This window comes from Sphingomonas pollutisoli, assembly GCF_029167165.1.
In the GTDB taxonomy this organism is placed as follows: Bacteria; Pseudomonadota; Alphaproteobacteria; order Sphingomonadales; family Sphingomonadaceae; genus Sphingomonas; species Sphingomonas pollutisoli.
On sequence record NZ_JARFNJ010000007.1, the window covers coordinates 211,456 to 230,677 of the forward strand.

General features: G+C 69.7%; 15 protein-coding genes. 3 read left to right on the plus strand and 12 right to left on the minus strand.

Annotated elements, in window-relative coordinates; genetic code table 11:
* Positions 1 to 21 precede the first annotated feature (21 nt).
* Together PX554_RS16795 and PX554_RS16800 are read right to left on the minus strand one after the other, a co-directional pair.
* A complete protein-coding gene (locus PX554_RS16795; protein WP_275503672.1) occupies positions 22 to 777 on the minus strand; it encodes a UTRA domain-containing protein in 756 nt (251 codons plus the stop codon).
* Positions 778 to 876: 99 nt separating this feature from the next.
* Complete coding sequence (locus PX554_RS16800; RefSeq protein WP_275503674.1) at positions 877 to 3,744, minus strand: TonB-dependent receptor; 2,868 nt, start codon at positions 3,742 to 3,744, stop codon at positions 877 to 879.
* A gap of 281 nt (positions 3,745 to 4,025) precedes the next feature.
* Here PX554_RS16800 and PX554_RS16805 point away from each other — a divergent pair, with 281 nt between their 5' ends.
* Positions 4,026 to 4,568 (plus strand): pseudouridine synthase, encoded by a 543-nt coding sequence (locus PX554_RS16805; protein ID WP_275503677.1) that lies wholly within the window; start codon positions 4,026 to 4,028, stop codon positions 4,566 to 4,568.
* A gap of 18 nt (positions 4,569 to 4,586) precedes the next feature.
* Here PX554_RS16805 and PX554_RS16810 read toward each other — a convergent pair whose 3' ends face one another.
* Complete coding sequence (locus PX554_RS16810; protein WP_275503679.1) at positions 4,587 to 5,144, minus strand: HD domain-containing protein; 558 nt, start codon at positions 5,142 to 5,144, stop codon at positions 4,587 to 4,589.
* Between the two features lie 128 nt (positions 5,145 to 5,272).
* On the opposite strand from PX554_RS16810, the gene PX554_RS16815 reads away from it, so the two are divergent.
* Together PX554_RS16815 and PX554_RS16820 are read left to right on the plus strand one after the other, a co-directional pair.
* The gene (locus PX554_RS16815; RefSeq protein ID WP_275503681.1) at positions 5,273 to 7,378 is read left to right on the plus strand and encodes a phosphocholine-specific phospholipase C; all 2,106 of its coding nucleotides are present in this window, start codon (positions 5,273 to 5,275) and stop codon (positions 7,376 to 7,378) included.
* 75 nt (positions 7,379 to 7,453) lie between these two features.
* Positions 7,454 to 8,719 (plus strand): dipeptidase, encoded by a 1,266-nt coding sequence (locus PX554_RS16820; RefSeq protein WP_256326229.1) that lies wholly within the window; start codon positions 7,454 to 7,456, stop codon positions 8,717 to 8,719.
* Positions 8,720 to 8,789: 70 nt separating this feature from the next.
* On the opposite strand, the gene PX554_RS16825 is transcribed toward PX554_RS16820, so the two are convergent.
* The 9 genes from PX554_RS16825 to PX554_RS16865 all read right to left on the minus strand — a co-directional run bounded on the left by PX554_RS16825 (position 8,790) and on the right by PX554_RS16865 (position 19,166).
* The gene (locus tag PX554_RS16825; RefSeq protein ID WP_275503684.1) at positions 8,790 to 10,769 is read right to left on the minus strand and encodes a hybrid sensor histidine kinase/response regulator; all 1,980 of its coding nucleotides are present in this window, start codon (positions 10,767 to 10,769) and stop codon (positions 8,790 to 8,792) included.
* A complete protein-coding gene (locus PX554_RS16830; protein WP_275503686.1) occupies positions 10,762 to 11,397 on the minus strand; it encodes a chemotaxis protein CheX in 636 nt (211 codons plus the stop codon). The genes PX554_RS16825 and PX554_RS16830 overlap by 8 nt, the downstream gene beginning before the upstream one ends.
* Complete coding sequence (locus tag PX554_RS16835) at positions 11,397 to 11,780, minus strand: response regulator (RefSeq protein WP_275503690.1); 384 nt, start codon at positions 11,778 to 11,780, stop codon at positions 11,397 to 11,399. The genes PX554_RS16830 and PX554_RS16835 overlap by 1 nt, the downstream gene beginning before the upstream one ends.
* A 91-nt stretch (positions 11,781 to 11,871) precedes the next feature.
* A complete protein-coding gene (locus PX554_RS16840) occupies positions 11,872 to 12,099 on the minus strand; it encodes a hypothetical protein (RefSeq protein ID WP_275503692.1) in 228 nt (75 codons plus the stop codon).
* The gene (locus PX554_RS16845) at positions 12,096 to 13,973 is read right to left on the minus strand and encodes a chemotaxis protein CheA (RefSeq protein ID WP_275503694.1); all 1,878 of its coding nucleotides are present in this window, start codon (positions 13,971 to 13,973) and stop codon (positions 12,096 to 12,098) included. The genes PX554_RS16840 and PX554_RS16845 overlap by 4 nt, the downstream gene beginning before the upstream one ends.
* The gene (locus PX554_RS16850) at positions 13,973 to 14,806 is read right to left on the minus strand and encodes a CheR family methyltransferase (protein WP_275503695.1); all 834 of its coding nucleotides are present in this window, start codon (positions 14,804 to 14,806) and stop codon (positions 13,973 to 13,975) included. The genes PX554_RS16845 and PX554_RS16850 overlap by 1 nt, the downstream gene beginning before the upstream one ends.
* Positions 14,803 to 15,891: a chemotaxis-specific protein-glutamate methyltransferase CheB gene (cheB, locus tag PX554_RS16855; protein WP_275503698.1), complete on the minus strand. Its 1,089-nt coding sequence runs from the start codon at positions 15,889 to 15,891 to the stop codon at positions 14,803 to 14,805. The genes PX554_RS16850 and cheB overlap by 4 nt, the downstream gene beginning before the upstream one ends.
* The gene (locus PX554_RS16860; protein ID WP_275503699.1) at positions 15,888 to 17,252 is read right to left on the minus strand and encodes a chemotaxis protein CheW; all 1,365 of its coding nucleotides are present in this window, start codon (positions 17,250 to 17,252) and stop codon (positions 15,888 to 15,890) included. Before PX554_RS16860 ends, cheB begins: the two co-directional genes overlap by 4 nt.
* A gap of 3 nt (positions 17,253 to 17,255) precedes the next feature.
* Entirely contained in the window at positions 17,256 to 19,166 is a 1,911-nt protein-coding gene (locus PX554_RS16865; RefSeq protein ID WP_275503701.1) for a methyl-accepting chemotaxis protein, read from the minus strand.
* Positions 19,167 to 19,222: the final 56 nt, after the last annotated feature.

The window sequence follows — 19,222 nt, forward strand, 5'->3', positions numbered from 1 at the left end:
CGGACGGCAGGAACTTATATATTACCCCCGCACGCTCAGATCGACATGCACGCGGATCGCGTCGTGGCGCCAATATTCCTGGTCGTATTCGACCACGCGCCCGGCCGAATCGAAGCTGGTGCGCACCACGAGCAGCCCCGGCGTGCCCGATTTGACGCCGAGTTCGTCCGCCACCGTTTTGATGAGCGCGCACGGGCGCATATCGACGCGGTTGCGGACCACCGTGGCGCCATATTCGCGCGTCAGCACCTGCGTCAGCGATCCGTCGAGCGAGTGGTCGAGCAGCCCGGGCGCGAGCGCGGGATCGACCGTGATCTTCTCGATCAGCACCGGCCGCCCGTCGATCGAGCGCAACCGGCCGATCACGTACAGCGGGGTGCCGGGCGCCACGCGGAAGATATCAGAAACGGCGGCGGTGGCGGGCACGCTGTCCTTGCTCACCGTGCGCGTCGCCGGGCGGCGGCCCTGCTCCGCGACATAGGTCATGAAGCCGCTCCACCGCGTCGGATCATATGTGACGGCGGGCGGCGAGACGTACCAGCCGCTGCGCTCGCGCCGGTAGATCAGCCCCTCCGCCTCCAACTGGAACAGCGCCTCGCGCACGGTGCCGCGCGCGGTGCCCGCGCCGGTCTGTAGCTGTCGTTCGGAGGGGAGCTTGGCATCGGCGGCGAGCTGCCCCGCCTCGATGCTGGTCGCGATCTGGTCGCGCAGCGCGATGTAATGCGGGCCTGCGCCCCCAGGCGGGGCGAGCGGGATCATGCTGTCGAGGCGAGCCATGCCGGTGATCTTGGGCGGGGCGGCGGCGGGAGGCAACCGCGATATGATGGCACGCCGATATCGCCGCCCCGGCGCGGGGCCGGGGCGGCGGTGGCGGGATCAGAACCGTGCGCTCGCGCGGACGATCACGTTGCGGCCCGGCTCCATATAGTCCTTGAGGTAGCTCGGGTTGTCGCCCTTGGTGGTCCAATATTTCCAGTCGTCGAGCAGGTTGCTGACATCGACGTCGATCGCGAAGCGGTCGTTGATGTTGTAGCGCGTGTGCAGATCGACGCTGCGATTGTGCTGCACCCATTTGTCGACGGCGTTGTCGCGCAGGCTCTCGATGTACTTGCCGCGATAATTGTACGACAGCTTCGCCTCGAACCCGTATTTCTGATACGTAAGCGAGGCGTTGTAGAGCACCCCCGGCGTATTGATGAGCGGGATCTTCTTGCCCATCCGATAGGCCTGCCCGGTGTCGCCCTCGCTATGCTGGATGGTGACGTTGCCCTCGAAGCCGAACCCGTCGAACGGCGCGGGCAGCCCCTGGAACTGCTTCACGATCGCCGCCTCGAACCCGTAGACGATCGCGTCCTTGCCGTTCTGCGGCTGGCTGATCTCGACCGTGCCGACCGAGGTGTCTGCATTGACCTGGCTGCCGTTGGTGAAGATGAAGTTGCTGATCGACTTGTAATAGCCCGCGATGCTGACGATGCTCGTGCGATCGGGGTAATATTCCGCCGAAACGTCGAGATTGACCGCGCGCGCCGCCTTCAGATCGGGGTTGCCCCGGCTGATCGCGATGATCTCGTTCTGCGCGTTGCGCGCGACGCTCTGGCCACCCGAGAGATAGCCATATTCGGGCGGCGAATAGCCGGTCCAGAGCGCGAAGTGATAGACCTGCTTGTCGCTCGGCCGCCAGATCAGGTTCGCGCTCGGCAATACCACCGTATAGCTGTTGCTGGTGCTGTCGAAGCCACTGTTGTCGCCATCGTCGGACCAGAACACGTTCTTCGTCTCGCGGTGTTCGGCGCGCACACCGATCGTCGCCTGCACCGCGCCCTGCCGGAGATGCGCGAGCAGATAGCCCGCCGTGACCTTCTCGGTGTTCTTGTTGTCGCTGGAGAGCCGGTCGGTCGCCGAGGGCAGGCCGTTGTTGCCGAGCGCCTGCGCCGCGTCGATCGCCGCGCGCACCTTGGCGGGATCGAAGATCGCGCCATAATAATATTCGCCGTGCAGAATGTCGGTCACGTCGCGCTGGATCAGCCCCGACGCGGCGAGGCTCTTGCCGTCGAGCGTGGTGCCGGTGAAGTCGCCGCTCCACAGCGGCGTGTAATCATAGACGCGATGTGACCGGTTGAACTGCGCGCCTGCCTTCAGATATTCCAGCCATCCGTCGAAATCATAACGTACGTCGAGCTTGGCGCTGATGCGGTTGTCGGTCTGCTTGTCGCGGTTGTGGCTGGCGCCGTCGAACGGCAGCAGGGTCGGGTCGTATTGGACGTTGGCGGCCGCGCCGGTCGGGCTGGCCTGCGGGAAGCGCGGATCGGCCGATACCCAGTCGAGCCCCTGCGACAGCAGCGCGGGCGCGCATTTGTCGCAATTGTAGGAGATCGAATAGCTGTCCGGGTTTTCGCGCACGCCGTAGCTGTAGCTGCCCTGGTAATCGACATGCAGCCGCTCGAAATCGCTGTGTCCGCCGCCGCTCACCGTCGCGAGCGTCTGGTTCGAGTTGATCGTGCCGAAGTTGCGCGCGAACTGGAACGCCTGCGGGTTCCAGATCCCCGACCGGCCGTTGAGCGACCAATATTGGTTCGAATTGGCGTCGTGCCCGGTGATGATGCCGTCGCCGTCGGCGTCCACGATCTGCGACGTGGTGTAACCATAACGGCTATAGGTCTTGCCGCCGATGGTGACCGTGCCGATCACGTTGCGATCGGGCTGCACGAGGCTGGTATCGTTCTTGTCGACCTGGGTCAGCCGCGCGGTGGTGCGGCTGCGATAGTCGGTCACGTCGTTGCTGCCGCGCTGCTCCTGCCGCGAGATCTGGCCGCGCAGGTACAGCCGCGTGGTGTCGCCATGCCAGTCGAGCGAGACGTTGCCGCCGTAGCGCGTGTTCTTGACGCGACGGAAATCGAGATCGATTCCCGGCAGGTGCATGTTGCGCTGGTCGATCACCTCGGTCGAATTGGCGCGCCACTGGTTCGGCTCCCACTCGCCGTCATTCTCGGTTTCCTGTCCGTCGCCGTGTGTGACGCCGTAATTGGCCGATGCGAACACGCCGAAGCGGTCATCGGCGAAGCGATGCGCGAAATCGCCTTGGAAATTGTAATTCTCCGCCGGCAGATCGGCCGATTTCGCGCGGTCGTTGAAGCCGCCGCTGCCGTAAAGGCGGAATGTCGTGCGGTTCTTGAAGTCGAACGCGGTCGGCGTGCGGAAGTCGATCGTCCCGCCGATCGCATCGCCATCCTGGTCGGGGGTCAGCGTCTTGGTGACGGTCACCGAGGCGAGACCATAAGGCGGCAGCACGGTGAGCGACACGTCGCGCGTGCTGGGATCGGTGTTGGCCACGCGCACGCCGTTGATCATCACCGCGTTGTACGTGCCGGACAGGCCGCGCACGGTGACATATTGGCCCTCGCCGGTGTCCTGATTGACGATCGTCGAGACGCCCGGGATGCGCGCCAGCGAATCCGCCACGGTCGCATCGGGCAGCTTGCCGAGATCGTCGGCCGAGATCACGTCGATCACCCGGTCGGACGCGCGCTTGTCCTCGAGCGCGCGCGCGGTGCTGAGCCGCTGGCCGCTCACGACGACATCGTTGGACGTGTCCGCGCCGGCATCGTCGGCGGCGGGCGGTGCGACGGCATCGGCGCGTGCCGTGGCGGGCGCGAGCAAAGTGGTGGCCAGCGCGGTGGCCAACGCGGGTAGGGCGGCGGATCGGAGCGCGCGCGCCCGGCGCGCGCTGTGGAACGGCATCGTCATCATGTCCCCCCTTCGGGATGTGAGAATATCAAGCTCGGGCCGGGCACCGACCGGGCGCAGACACCGCCGCGGCCGCCGACGCGGGCACGTCTGCGGGGCGAAGCGGCGGTCTGATCCCTGTCCCGGCGGGCCGGGCGAGTCGGCTCCTCAGGCCACGACTGGTCTAAACCAGATGTGATGACGGCTCGGTTACAACCACGCCGTCATGCGAAATAATTTGAGGAAGCCTCAACGCACCGATCGACTCGCCGTGCCGCCGGCATCGTCCTAAAGGCGGCGGGATGGCGCGGCTGATTCTGTTCAACAAACCGTATGGCACGCTGAGCCAGTTCACCGATCGCGGCACGGCCGACGCGCGCGCGACGCTGTCGGCGTTCATCGATCTGCCCGGCGTTTATCCGGCGGGGCGGCTGGATCGCGACAGCGAGGGGCTGCTGGTGCTGACCGACGACGGCCGTCTCCAGGCGCGGATCGCCGATCCGAAGTTCAAGCTGCCCAAGACCTACCTCGTGCAGGTCGAGGGCGAGGTCGGCGCCGATGCGCTCGAACGGCTGCGCGTCGGCGTGATGCTGAAGGACGGCCCGACCCGGCCCGCCGAGGTGGCGCGGATCGCGGACCCGGCGCTTTGGCCGCGCGATCCGCCGATCCGCGTCCGCGCGAACATCCCTGATTGCTGGCTGCGGCTGACGATCCGGGAAGGTCGCAACCGGCAGGTCCGCCGCATGACGGCGGCGGTCGGTCATCCCACGCTGCGGCTGATCCGCTGGAGCATCGGCGACTGGACCGTCGCCGGCCTCGCGCCCGGCGAATGGCGCGCGGGGTAGGGGCTCACAGGGCGGCGGTCACGGCCGCGAAACCACCAGCGCCTCGAGCAGCGGCCGGTAGGATTCCAGCGTCGGCACCACCCAATCCTTGCGCTTGCCACCGTCGTCGCAGCGGCGCAGCAGCACGGCTTCGGCGAAATACGGCTCGGCCTCGAACGCGGCGCGGCCTTCCGCGTAGAGCGCGCCGCCCTGCAAGCGCAGGCTCAGCAACGACGCCGCGCTGAGCGACGCCTGATAGCCCGGCTCGACCGCGCACAGATAGCGTTTGGCATCGACGTGAAGCCGCACCGGCTCGGTCAAGGCGGGCGGGAAATGTGCCTTCAACAACGCATTGCCGAGCATCTCGTGGCGCATGTCGGTGCCGTGGCGCTCGGCGGCATGGCCGGCGTCGTCGATGAGCTGGCCGACATCGTGGAGCAGCCCGGCGGCGATCAGCGCCGCGTCGCCGCCCGCGCGGCGCACGAGTTCGGCGACCTGGAGCGCGTGCTGCAACTGGGTGGCGTTCTCGCCGTAATATTCGTCGCCCGCCGCCGCGAACAGCGCGTAAATCTCGTCGATCACCTGTGTCGTCATCATCGTCCTCGAATGGCCGAAGAGGGCTGCGGCGGGTGGTGCCGTCCCCAATGTCGCGGTTTTGTCACTATTGGACTATACCAGAGAAATGCGCCGATAGCGGCAAAGATCGAGGCTGAAAAGGCAAAAGCATGGACAGGTCGAAACGCGATTTCCTGCGCATGGCGGGGGCCGGCGCGGCGGCGGCGTCGCTACCGGGGCTGATCGGCCGCGCACTGGCGATTCCGGCCAACCATCGCACCCGCTCGATCCGCGATGTCGAGCATATCGTCGTGTTCATGCAGGAGAACCGCGCGTTCGATCATTATTTCGGCATGCTGAGCGGCGTGCGTGGCTTCGGCGATCCGCGTCCGCTCCGGCTGAGCGGCGGCGCGAGCGTGTGGCGCCAGCCCTCGCATGAGCATCCCGACGGCTATGTCATGCCCTATCACGGCGATTCGAAGGTCAGCCGGTCGTTCCTCGTCGATGGCGCCGATCAGTCGCATCAGGGCAACATGACGATCTTCAACCGGGGTCGCTACGACCGCTGGGGCGCGAGCGGCGAACTCCACAACCGCATGCTGCATTATACCGCGGGCGATCTGCCCTTCTATTACGCGCTCGCCGACGCCTTCACGGTCTGCGACGCCTATCATTGCTCGACGATGACGCAGACCTATCCCAACCGGCTGCATCTGTTCACCGGCTGCAACGGCGGCGGCACGGTCGGCGGCGATCCGCAGATGCACAATTATGGCGAGGACGAAACCCCGAGCGCCGACATGCGCGAGGACAAGCCGCTCCGCCCCGACGCCTATCGCTGGACCACCTATGCCGAGCGACTGGAACAGGCGGGGGTAAGCTGGAAGGTCTATCAGGAGTACGACAATTTCGGCGACAATCTGCTGTCGGTGTTCCCCGCCTTCCGCCCGTGCCCGCCCGAATCGCCGCTCTACCGGCGCGGCCGCGCGTGGGTCAGCGAACACAAGACCGGCGCGGATCGCACCCGCTCGGACGGCGAGCAGCTCGTCGCCGCCTTCCGCGACGATCTCGCGAACGGCACGCTGCCGCAAATCTCGTGGATCGTCACCGCTGCGGCTTTGTCCGAACATCCCGCTGCCGAGCCGTCGCGCGGCGAGCATGTCGCGGCCGAACTGATCGCCGCGCTGGTCGACAACCCTGAGATGTTCGCCAAGACCGCGTTCATCATCACCTACGACGAGGCCGGCGGCTTCTACGATCACGTCGCTCCGCCGGTGCCACCGGTCGCGGGCTATCGCGGCCATTCGACCGTGCCGATCGACGGCGAGACCAAGGATTGGGGGCAGGGGCCGCTCGCCAACACGGGCACGCATCCGATCGGTCTGGGCATCCGCGTGCCCACCATCATCGTCTCGCCTTGGACACGTGGCGGCCACGTCTGCTCGGAGCTGTTCGATCACACCTCGGTGCTGCGCTTCATGGAGAAGCGCTTCGGCGTCGCCGAACCCAATATCAGCGCGTGGCGCCGCGCGGTGTGTGGTGATCTCACCTCGGCATTCGATTTCACCGGCGCCGACCCGGCCGCGCCCGGCCTCCCACCGACCCGCGACTTTCTCGACCGCATCGCCCGCTCCAAGGCCGGCACCGCGCTCACCATCCCGCCCGTGCAAACCCCGGCGCGGCAGATGCCCGGCCAACGCCCCGCGCGCCCGCTTCCCTATGCGCTCGACGTCAACGCCGCCTTGTCGGACGGACGGCTGAGGATCGACATGGTCAATGCCGGCGGCACCGGCGCGGTGTTCTCGGTCCACGACAATCATGACGTGCAATCGCCGTGGCATTTCACGATCGGGGCGGGCGCCCGCCACGCCGCCGATGACTGGCACGCGCCCGCCGACACCGCGTACGACCTGACGGTGCATGGCCCGGACGGCTTCTATCGCCGCTTCGCCGGCACCCGTGTCGCGACCGGCGAGGTGACGCTGCGGCGGCGCGCGACCTCCGTCGAACTCATCTTCGCCAACCACGGGGACGCGGCATGCGTGTTCGTGATCGCGCTCGATCCCGCCTATCCCGGCGCCGAGCGCACACGCCGCATCACGCTCGCGCCCGGCAAGCGCGCCGTCGATCGCTGGAGTCTGGCCGCGAGCGACGGCTGGTACGATCTCAGCGTCAGGTGCGAGGGCGACGGCACCTTCCTGCGTCGTTTCGCCGGGCGTCTCGCGAGCGGCCGCAAGACCGATCCCGGCATCGGGGTGATGCGGCTCGACGCGTGAAGCGAACGATCCACCGCTTGACGAACCGCGCCGCCGCCCCGACGATGCTGCACGTGCAAACATAAAGGGGTCGCTGTGATCGACGGACGAAATCGCGTAATGGCGCTGCTCGCGAGCGGCGCCCTGCTGATCGGCGGCGCCGGCTACGCCGCGAGCAGGAAGGCCCCCGCCGACCCGGCGCGCGCTGTTCATGAGAAGCTGATCGTGCTCGACACGCATTTCGACACGCCCGCCAACCTCGGTCGCCCCGGCTGGAGCATCATGGACCGGCACGCCACCGCCACCGATGGCGATCAGGTCGATTATCCGCGCATGGTGCAGGGCGGCGTCGATGGCGGTTTCTTCGCGATCTACACGCCCTCGGGCCCGCGCACGCCGGTGGGGGATCGCACCGCACGCGATTTCGGCATCCAGCGCGCGGTGCAGATCCGCGAGATGGTGGCCAGGCACAGCGATGTGTTCGCGCTCGCGCTCACCGCCGATGATGCGGCGAAGGCGGTGGCGGCGCATAAGCGCTTCGTGTTCCTCAGCATGGAGAACGGCTATCCGTTCGAGGGCGATCTCACGCTGATGCGGACCTTCCGCGGCCTCGGCGTGACGATGATGGGTCTCGTCCACTTCAAGAACAACGATCTCGCCGACAGCGCGACCGACACGCCCGAATGGCACGGCTTGTCGCCCAAGGGCAAGGAAGCCGTTGCGGAAGCCAACAAGCTGGGCGTGGTGATCGACGTCAGCCACGCGTCGGACGACGTGCTGCGCCAGACCGTCCTGTTGTCGAGCGCCCCGATCATCCTGTCGCATTCGGGGATGCGTGCGATCCATAACCACCCGCGCAACGTGTCCGACGAGGATGCCAAGCTGGTCGCCGCGAAGGGCGGCGTCATCCAGATCAACGCCTATAGCGGCTATATGGTCGATCCTCCCGCCGCCAGCGCCGCGCGGGCTGCCGCGATGAAGGAACTGGCGGCGAGCTACGAGAAGGCCGATACGATGACCGTCGCCGAACGCCGCGCGCTGATCGCCCGCCGCAAGGCGATCGAAGCGCAATTCCCCGCGCCGCGCGCGACCTTCGACATGTTCATGCAGCACCTGCTCCATGCGATCAAAGTCGTCGGGATCGATCATGTCGGCATCAGCGGCGATTTCGATGGCGGCGGCGGCCTCGATGGTCTGGAGGATGTCACCGCCTACCCCAAGGTGACGGCGGCGCTGCTCAAGGCGGGCTACACCCCGGCCGACATCGGCAAGATCTGGGGCGGCAACGCGTTGCGCGTGCTGCGCGCCGCGCAATCTTTGGCCGATCCGGCTTCGCTGCCGAAGGTGCCGGTCACGAATTGAGGCAACTCGCCTCCGCCCCGTTCGTGCTTGGACAAGCCCAGCGCGAACGGGATGGCGGGCGTCTTCGCGCCTATTGCGCCCGGTCGAGCAGATCGCGCACCTTGGCGGCGAGCATGTGGTAGGTGAACGGCTTGGAGATCAGGTCGACCCCCGGCTCCAGCCGCCCATCGCGCATGATCGCCTCGCGCGTATAGCCCGACGTGTAGAGCACCCGGATGTCGCCCTGCATCGCACGCACGCGGTTCGCGAGTTCCTGGCCCGACATCTGCGGCATCACCACGTCGGTCAGCAGCAGCGCGATCGGTGTTTCCTGCCGTTCGAGCAGCCGCAGCGCGGTCGCGCCGTCATGCGCCTCGACCGCGCGATAGCCGAGTTCGCGCAGGATGCTGACGGTATAGGCGCGGACATCGTCGTCATCCTCGACGACGAGAATCGTTTCGGAGAGCTTGCCCGGCCGCGCGGCCGGCGTCTCGATATCCTCATTGCCTTCGGGGGCGCCAGGATGTTGGCGTTGCAGGAAGATCGACACGCATGTGCCCTTGCCCGGCGTCGAATCGATCTCGATATGGCCGCCGCTCTGCTTGACGAAGCCATAGACCATCGACAGCCCGAGCCCGGTGCCCTTGCCGACTTCCTTGGTGGTGAAGAACGGATCGAACACCTTGGCGATCGTATCCGCGGTCATGCCGATGCCGGTGTCGGTCACCTGGATCAGCACATAGGCGCCGTCGGGCACGCCCGCGATCCGTTCGGCGTCGGGGCCGGCGGTGACGTTGCGCGCGGTGATGGTCAGCGATCCGCCGTCGGGCATTGCGTCGCGCGCGTTGACCGCGAGGTTGAGGATGACGTTCTCGAGCTGATGCGGATCGGCTTCGATGCTCCAAAGGTCGGCGGCGGGGGCGAGTTGGATCGCGATCGCCTCCGGGATCGAACGCGTCAGCAGATCGGACATGCCCGAGAGCAGCCGGTCGAGATCGATGCGTTTGGGGTCGAGCGGCTGGCGGCGCGAGAAGGCGAGCAGCCGCTGCGTGAGCGATGCGGCCCGCTCGGCGCCCTTCAGCGCGTTTTCGAGCGAGCGCCGCGCACGGGGATCGGCGGCCGAATCGAATCGCCGGAGCACCGTGTCGATATTGCCGATGATGATCGTCAGCAGATTGTTGAAATCATGCGCGATGCCGCCGGTGAGCTGGCCCACCGCTTCCATCTTCTGCGCCTGGCGCAGCGCGTCTTCGGCCTCCTGCCGCTCGGCCACTGCGCTCGCGACGCGCATCTCGAGCGTTTCGTTGAGCTCGCGCAGCCGCGCTTCCTGTTCCTTGGCCTGGGTGACGTCGTAGATCACCCCGACCAGTCGATAGCCCGAGCCTTCGGGCAGGATTTCGCCGCGCCGCGCGATCCAGCGTTCGTCGCCGTCGTCCGCGCGCCGCACGCGGAAGACGTGGTCGAGCGTCTCGGGCGGCGGTTCGCGGCTGGGTTCCGGGATCAGCGGCACGCCGCCATCGGCGAGCACGCCGTTGATCGTGCGCACCGGCAGCGCCTGCGCCGGATGCAGCCCCAGCAGCCGGCAGAATTCCTCGGAAACGGTCGCGGTGGCGAAACCGTCGCTATATTCGAAGCTGCCGACGCCGCCCGCCGATTGCGCGATGCGCAACCGCTCCTCGGCGCGCTTGCGTTCGGTGACGTCGACGAGCAGCCCGGTGAAGCGCACCGGCTCGTCATGCGCGTCGAGGTGGCTCTGCCCGCGCGCGTGCATCCACAGCGTCGTGCCGGCGGGGGTGACGATGCGGAACTCCTTGGAGAACAGCTCGGCCCCGGCGAGGATCGCCGCCACCGCGATCCGCATGCGCGCGCGGTCATCGGGGTGGATCGCGGCGAAGAAACGCGCGGTCGGCAGGTCGCTCAACCCCTCGGCCGGATCGAAGCCATATAATTCCGCGAAGCGCCGGTCGACGCGCAGCCGGTCCGCGGCGATGTCCCAGTCCCATGTCCCGCTCGCCCCCGCCGCGGCAAGCATCGCGAGCAGCCGGTCCGCCTCGGCGGTGGCGTCAGCCATCGTCGCCGACCACGCGCGCGATGAAGTCGCCGAGCAAGGTGCGCAGCGTCTCCAGCGCCGGCAGGTCCATGATCATCGCGATATAGCCGCGGATGTCGAGGCGCCGCACCGCGAAATCGATGTACAGGAACAGGACCAGCCCGTCGCTCGGCGACGCGTCCTCGACCTCGAACAGCGTCGCGCCCGAGCCGCGCATCACCTCGGGGATCGTCATCGACAATGAACTTCTGAGCAGGTTGGCCATCGTCGCCAGGCACGAATTGAGGATCACGTTGCCGGTCTCGACGAGCGCTTCGCGCTCGATCTCGATCACCTCGTCGGCCGAAAGCTCGCCCTGCGTCACCGCGCGCACCAGTTCGAGGCTGTTGGCCTCGGGGAAGATCAGCAGCGCGCGGCCGCTGAATGGCCCGGTGAAATCCTGCCGGACCGCGATCAGATCGGCCGCCTCGCGTTCGGTGATGAGGCGTGCCGCCCGCCGCTGGCTGACCACGTCGATCGACGGCACCGACAGGATGACATGGTCGCCGATCATCTTGCGCAGGTTGGAGGCGGCGCGGCTGACGCCGATGTTGACGACCTCGGTCAGCGCGTCGCGTTCCAGATCTCCGAGCGCGACCCCGTCCGCCATCACGATCGCGCCGCGCGCAGCCGCAGCGCGGCACCCGACAGGAAGCCTTCCAGGCCCTCGGGCGTCACCGGCTTGGCGACGAACGCCGCGCCGATCTCGCGCGCGCGTGCGACGATCTCGTCCTGGATGTTGGCGGTGATGATCGCGATCGGCATGTCCGGGAAGCGCGACCGCAACGCGCCGGCGAGTTCGAGCCCGTCCATCTCGGTCATGTTGTAATCGATCAGCGCGAGATCGACCGGGGTCCGATCGACGAGTTCGAGCGCCTGCGCACCGCCGCCCGCCTCGATCTTCGACCAGTCAGGCTGGAGCGCGGCGAGCGCCTTGGCGGCGACGATCCGCGCGAGCTTGCTGTCATCGACGATCAGGACGGTTACGGGCATCGGGAACTCCAAAGCGCCCGGAGGGGCGCACGGCACGCTTATACAGCGCGCCGGTCTAGGACAAAGTCGTGACGGGATGGACTGATCCAGGTCAAGGTGCGAGAAGAAACCGCGCCACGGTGAGATCGGCCGGGACGTCGGTCAGCGGCGCGCGGGCGGCGAGCAAGACCTGCACGACCGCCATGTGCAGCCGTGTCGCGCCCGCGAGTGACACGGTCGCACCGGCATCGTCCTGCAACGCGAGCAGCAGCGGTTCGGCATCCTCGACCAGGCAACGGCCTTCGAGGTGGATCACCCCGGCTTCGACGCGGATACTCATGCCAGCAGCTCGGGCAGGTCGAGCACCAGCAGCACGTCGCCGCCGCCGGTGAGCGTGGTGCCGCTGACGCCGGGCACCGCCGCGAGCACGCCGCTGGCCGGGCGCACCAGCGTGTCGATCCGTTCGCCGAAGCCATCGATGCGGACGGCCACCGGGGCACCGTCCGCCTCGGTGACGAGCAGCCGCGTGCCGCCGCCGCCCGATGCACCGCCGAGCAGCGTGGCGAGATCGAGCACCGGCACGGTGCGGTCGCGCAGCACGACGGCGGTGCCGGTGCCGAGCGGCCGCAGGTCGTCCACGGCGACGCGCACCGTCTCGACGATCTGGTCGAGCGGGACGCCGTAGCGATCGCCCCCGGCCTCGACGACGAGGATGCGCGTGGTGATGGCGTGCGCCGGCAGCCGCAGCCGGAAGCGCGTCCCCGCGCCGGGCGCGCTGTCGATCTCGATCGTGCCGCGCAGCCGTTCGATCGCGGCGAGCGCGGCGTCCATGCCGACGCCGCGCCCCGACACGCCGGTGACGGCGGCGGCGGTCGAGAAACCGGGCCGGAAGATCAGTCGGATCGCCTGCGCGTCGCTCAGCGCCTGAGCCGCTTCGGCGTCGATCAGCCCGCGCGCGACCGCCGTCGCGCGGATGCGCACGGGGTCGATGCCCGCGCCGTCGTCGCCGAGCGTCACGATGACCTGTCCGCCCTCGCGCGCGACGCCGAGCGACAACGTGCCCTCGGCGGGCTTGCCCGCGGCGGCGCGCGCGGGCGCCGCCTCGATGCCGTGGTCGATCGCGTTGCGGACGAGGTGGAGCAGCGGTTCGAACAGCCCCTCGGCGATCTGCCGATCGACTTCGGTGGCCTGCCCGCGCATGTCGAAGCGCACGGTCTTGCCGAGCTGCTCGGCGATCTCGCGGACCAGCCGGGGCAGGCGACGCAGGGTCGGTTCGAGCGGCACCATCCGCACCGCCGACACGGTGCGCAGCAACGCCGCGACCGAGCGGCCGATCCGCGCCTGCGCCGTACGCACCTCCAGCGCGGCGGCGGCATCGATGCGCTCGAGCCGCGCCGCGAGCGGCGCGAGCGCGTTGGCGGCCACCACCAGTTCGCCGAGATCATCCCCCAGCGTGTCGATCCGCGCGGGATCGACGCGCAGCGATGTCGTGCTGGCGGCAGAGCTTTCGGCGGCGGTGACCGACGCCGCGCGCGGCGTGACGGCGGCAAGTTCGACCTGATCGGAAACCAGCCGGAAGGCGGCGCGCACCGCCGCGACCGGCGCGGCGCTCAGCCCCTCAAGCCGAGTGACGCACTGGAACGGCTCGAAACCGTCGAGCGCGGGCCACGCGCCCGCCAGCGGGCTGGCGGTGAGGGCAAGCAGATCGGGCACCGCGGCGACGATCGCGAGCGGATCGTCGCCGCGAAAGAAACAATCGGCATCGGGTGTGTAGCGGAACGCGGTGCGCGGCACGGCGTCCCCGGCCAGCCGCGCGGTGGCATATAGCGCCCCGGCCCACTCGGCTTCCGGCGCGGTGTCGGTGCCCGGCGTCTCCTGCGGCGCCGTGGCCACGATCGGCTCGCCGCGTTCGAGCGCGTCGATCCAGCGATCGGTCTGGTCGAGCGTCGCGACCAGCCGCGCCACCATATCGGCATCGAGCGCCGAAACGCCCTTGCGCGCGCGCTCCAGCATGTCCTCGGCGGCGTGGAGCAGGGTTTCGGCGGGCGCCATGTCGAACAGCCCGACCGACCCTTTCAGCGTGTGGACAGCGCGAAACGCGCCGTCGATCGCGCGCGCGTCGGCCGGGTTCCGCGCCAGTGCCGCGAGATCGGCCTGGCCCTGCGCGACGAGATCGCGGCCTTCGATCAGGAAGTGTTCGAGCAGGTCGTCCATCACGGCCGACGATAGACGATCGCGTCGTCAAGGCGAGTCGTGGTGAACCTGTCCGAGATGCGCGCCATCGATTCGCTGTGCCCCAGCGCGAGATAGCCGCCGGGGTTGAGCCGCTCGAACAGATTGTCCGCCGCGATGGCCCGCATCGCGTCGTCGAAATAGATCAGCAGGTTGCGGCACAGGATCACGTCGAACATGCCCTGATCGACCAGCGTCGCGCGATCGACGAGGTTGGCGACGGTGAAATGCACCGATTCGCGCAGATCGGCGATGATGCGGCGCGTGTGGCGATGTTCGGCCTCGAAATAGGTGGCGATCAGCGGCGCCGGCAGCCGCGCCAGCGCGCGCGGCGCGTAGCGGCCCTCGCGGGCCCGCGCGAGCGCGTGCGTGTCGATGTCCGATCCGACGATCTCGATGTTATAGGCATCGACGAGCCGCCAGTTCTCCAGCAGCCAGATCGCGATCGAATACGCCTCCTCGCCGGTCGAGCACGGCATCGACCAGATGCGGATGCGGTCGCCGGGCCGGCGATCCGCCACCACGGCGGGCAGGATCTGCCGGGCGAGCGCCGCGAAATGATGCTCCTCGCGGTAGAAATAGGTTTCGTTGATCGTGAAGGCGTTGATGAGCGCCTCGCGCTCACCGGGATCGGCGGCGGCGAAGGCGAGATACGCGCGCGCGGTGCCGTGCCCGGTGCGCTTCATCCGCTCGGCGACGCGTCGTTCGATATAATAGCGCTTGGTCTCGCCGAAGGTCATGCCGGTCCAGCGGTGGATCAGTGCGCTGATGTGGGCGAGATCCGCGTCGGCGAGATGGGCGGGGGCGTCGTTCATGCCGCGAACAACGCGGTCAGCGCGGGCGCGATGCGCTCGAGCGGCACGGTCTCGCCGGCACCCCCCGCCGCGACCAGCGCGCCGGGCATGCCCCAGACGATCGCCGTCTCGGCGCTTTCGGCGATGGTGTGGCCGCCGCGACGATGCAGGTCGGCCATCGCGGTCGCGCCGTCATTGCCCATGCCGGTCATCAACACCCCGACCAGGCGTTCGGGGGCGAGCACGGCGGCGGCGCTTTCGACGAGGCGATCGACGCTCGGGTGCCATAGCCGCGCGGGATCGTTCGGCGCGGACATCGCCACCACCGCGCCGCCGCGCCGCGAGACGATCACGTCGGCATCGCCGCGCCCGATATAGGCGCGCCCCGGTTCGAGCGGCACCGCGCCCGACACCTCGATCACGTCGAGCGCGCAGATCCGGTCGAGCCGGCGCGCCAGCGCGCCGGTGAAGCTCGCGGGCATGTGCTGGGCGACCATGATCGGCCAGGGGAAGTCCGCCGCCAGTCCGCCGAGCAGCGCGTCGAGCGCCGGCGGTCCGCCGGTCGAGCAGCCGACCAGCACCAGCCCGGCTGGCGCGGCGGCGCGCGTCACCGGCCGGGGGCCGGCGGCCTGCGGATGCGGCGCGCGGTCAGACCGGCGACCGGCGCAGGCGCGGGCGCGCACGCGCTCGGTCAGCCGCGTTGCGCGCGAGATGCGAGCGCCGGCGGCGGCGCGAACCCGGTCGACCAGCACCGGCGCGAGCGCGTCGATCTCGAGCGAGATCGCGCCGCGCGGCTTGGCGATGAAATCGACCGCGCCGAGCGCCATCGCCTCCAGCGTCTCGTTCGCGCCCTCGGCGGTGAGCGTCGAGACCATCACCACCGGGCAGGGGCGCAGCAGCATGATCCGGTCGAGACAGGCGAGTCCGTCCATCTCCGGCATGTGGATGTCGAGCGTGATGACGTCGGGCGCGAATGCGGTCAGCAGCGCCAGCGCCTCGGCGCCCGAGCGCGCGACCGCGACCTCGAAATCGCCGGCGCTCGCGAAGATGTCGCCCAGCAGCCGCCGCATCAGCGGCGAATCGTCGACGATCAGCAATCTGGTCACGATTGCGCCGCCGTGCCGTCCGGCCGAAGTGCCGCGAGCATGTCCCGCTCGGCGCCGTCGAGCAGTTCGCGCGGCGACAGGATCAGGACGATCCGCGCGTCGTCGTTGAGGGCTGCAACCCGCTCGAACACCCGGGTCTCCGCGCCGCCGAGCTCGGGCGCGTCGCGCAGCGCCGATGCCGACACGCGCAACACCTCGGGCGCGGCATCGACGATGAAGCCGATCCGCGTTGCGCCAGCCCGGACGACGATGATCCGCCGCTTGGCGCCCCGCGCCGCCACTCCGTCGAACCGCCGGACCTGATCGACCACCGGCACCACGGCGCCGCGCAGGTTCATCACGCCCTGCACGAAGGCCGGCGCGTTGGGCAGCCGCGTCAGCCGCTCGGGCACCGGTACCACCTCGTCGATCGCCGCGACGGGCAGGCCGAACGCCCCGTCGCCGACGCGGAACGCCAGAAATCGCTCGGCCGGCGCGTCGGTCGCAGGCGCCGCGTCCGGCATTTCCCCGCTCGATCGCAACAGCCGCGCCGTCAGCGTGTCACTCAGCAGATGCTCCACGGCGAGCACCGAGACCAGCCGCCGCCCGCCATCCAGCCGACCGATCGCCTGGATACGCGCTTCCGCCCCGCCCCGGTTGAACACGGCGGGCACCGCGTCCAGGTCGCTTTCGGGCACGCGCGCGATCGCCCGCATCGCATCGACGACGAGGCCGAAGCGGTGCGCGCCGATCCGCACGACGATCACCGGCGTTCGCGCGCCGGCGGCGGTGGCGCCCAGGCCGAGCAGCGCGGCGAGCGAGAGCAGCGGCAGCAGGCGGTTCCGCACCGACATGCTGCCGACCACCGCCGCCTCGGCCTGCGGAAGCACGGTCACGTCGTGCGGCAGCCGCAGCACCGCTTCGACCGCACCGATCGGCAGGGCGAAGTCCTGCCCTCCGACCGCGAAGACGAGCAGCGGGATCTCGTCGCGCCGCCCGGCGGTCCGTGCGCCCGCCACGATCGCGCGCCCGGCGCGGCGTTCGACGCGCGCGAAGCCCGCCGCGATCAGCGACGCCAGCGCCACGGGTTCGGCGGCGTCGGCCGCGCGCGCGATCCCCTCGACCACATCGACCGCGATCCCGACGCGCTCGCCGTCCTCGACCAGCAGGACGTGCGCCTCGTCGCCGCTCGGCCGCGCGAGCAACGCCGCGAGCGACAGCACCGGCAGCACGGTGCCCCGGAAGTTGCCGAGCCCGATCAGGCTCGGCGGCGCGTGCGGCACGCGCGTGAGGCGCGGGACGCGCGCGACCTCGCGTACGCTCGCCGCCGGAACCGCGAAGCGCGCGCCGCCGGCCCGGAACGTCAGGCTTGGTCCGGCCATCCGCTATCCGGCCGAATCGACCAGCGCGGCGGCGAGCGACGCGATCTCCTCGATCGCCGCCGCGAGCATCTCGGCACCTTGCGACTGCTGGCGCGCCGCCGCGCCCGCCTCGCGGCTGGCGCCGGCGGAAAGCTCGGCGGCCCGCGCGATCTGGTCGGTGCCGCCGCGCACCTCGCGCGCCGACAGCAGGATCGCCTCGGCGCCGGTCAGGATCGCCTCGTTGGCCAAGCGCGCGGCATCGAGGTCGTCCGCGATCGTGCGCGTGCGTTCGATCACGACGCGGCTGCGCCCCATCTCGGTCTCGGCGGTGGCGATGACCTGATCGAGATCGCGCCGCACCGCATCGACCTGATCCTGGATCACGCGCACGACATCCTTGGCGCGATCGCCGGCCGCCGCCGAATCGCGCGACAATGTCCGGATATCGCCCGAGACGTTGGCGAAACCGCGCCCCGCGTCGCCCGCGCGCGTCGCCTCGACCGCGCCGCTCACCGCGAGCATGCTGGTCTGCACGGCGATGAGCGCGAGCCCGTCGGTGATCTTCTCGATCCGCCGCGCCGTCCCGCCGAGCGTGCCGAGCAGCTCGAGCACCGCGCGCACCTCGGCGACCGAGGCGGCCACGCCGTCGATCAGCCGCTCGACCACCTTGCGCCCTGCGGCCACCGATTCCGACACCGCGACGATCCGCTCCAGGGCGGCGCGTGCGCGGGCGCGGGCCAGGTCGGCGGTCTTCTCGATCTGCGCCATCGCCGTGCTCGACTGGAGCGTCGCCGCCGCCTGCGCCTGCGCCCCGCGCCCGATCTGCTCGATCGCGACCATGATTTCGCCCGACGCGCCCGAAAGCTCCTGTACCGTCGCGGACAATTGTTCGGCGGCGCTCGCGACCTGCTCGATCGCGAGCGTGTCGGTCGCGTCCGCGCGCAGATCCCGCGTCAGGACGCCCAGTTGCTCGGCGGTCTGCTGGCTCTCCTCCAGCGCGGCGCTTTGCTGTTCGAGCGCCTGTTGCGCCTGCGCGGCTGCGGCCGATTGCTGCTCGGCGGCGCTGGCGACCTGCTCGGAGCCGCGCTCGGCCTCGCCCAGCGCGCCCTCGGCCTCGATCGACGCATCGACCATCTCGCGCACGCCCTCGCCCAGCGTCGCGAGGTCGCCGCGGGCCTCGTCGAGCTGTGCGGTGACCTGCCGCCCGGTCTCGGCCTCGCCGACGGCGAGCGCCGCGCCCGAGCGGACGCGCGCGGCGATGTCGCGCACCGCGAGCGTCACCTCGCCCGCGAGCGTCCGCATCTCGCCCGCGCTCGCCTCGGAGGTTTCCGCGAGCGCGCGCACCTCGTCGGCGACGACCGCGAAGCCCCGGCCGTCATCGCTCGCGCGCGCCGCCTCGATCGTCGCGTTGAGCGCGAGCAGGCTGGTCTGGTCGGAAATGTCGGTGATCGCGCCGCCGATGCCGTCGATCCGCGTCGCCGCATCCTCCAGCGCGCCGATGATCTCGACCGTGGCGAGCTGACGCCGCGCGTTCCGCTCGATCGCGGTCACCGATCCGTCGATCTGCGCGCCCACTTCGACGAAGGCGCTCTGCACCGCGTCGGTCTGGCGACGCGACGCCTCGGCGCGCGCGCGCGCGTCGCGAAAGCCGCCCGCGAGCGCGCCGATCAGCCCGAGCGATTCCTGCGCGGCCCCGGCGGCCTCTTCGGCGCCGCTCGCGATCTGGTCCATCGCGCGTTGCAGTTCGGCGGCGGCGGCGGCGGCTTCGCCGATGCCGCTGGCGAGATCCTGCGCCGCGCGGTCGATCCGCTCCACTGCCGATGCGCCAGTCAGCGTGCGCGGGGCCGCCGGCGGGGCCGGCTCAGGCGCCGGTGTGGTCGGAGCCGGCGCCGGCGCGCCGCGTGCGCTGAGGGTCGATTTCTTGACTAACGCCATGAGGTTACTCTGCGTGACGGGGAGTGGCGCGGCCGGCATAGGACAAGCCTCGCGCC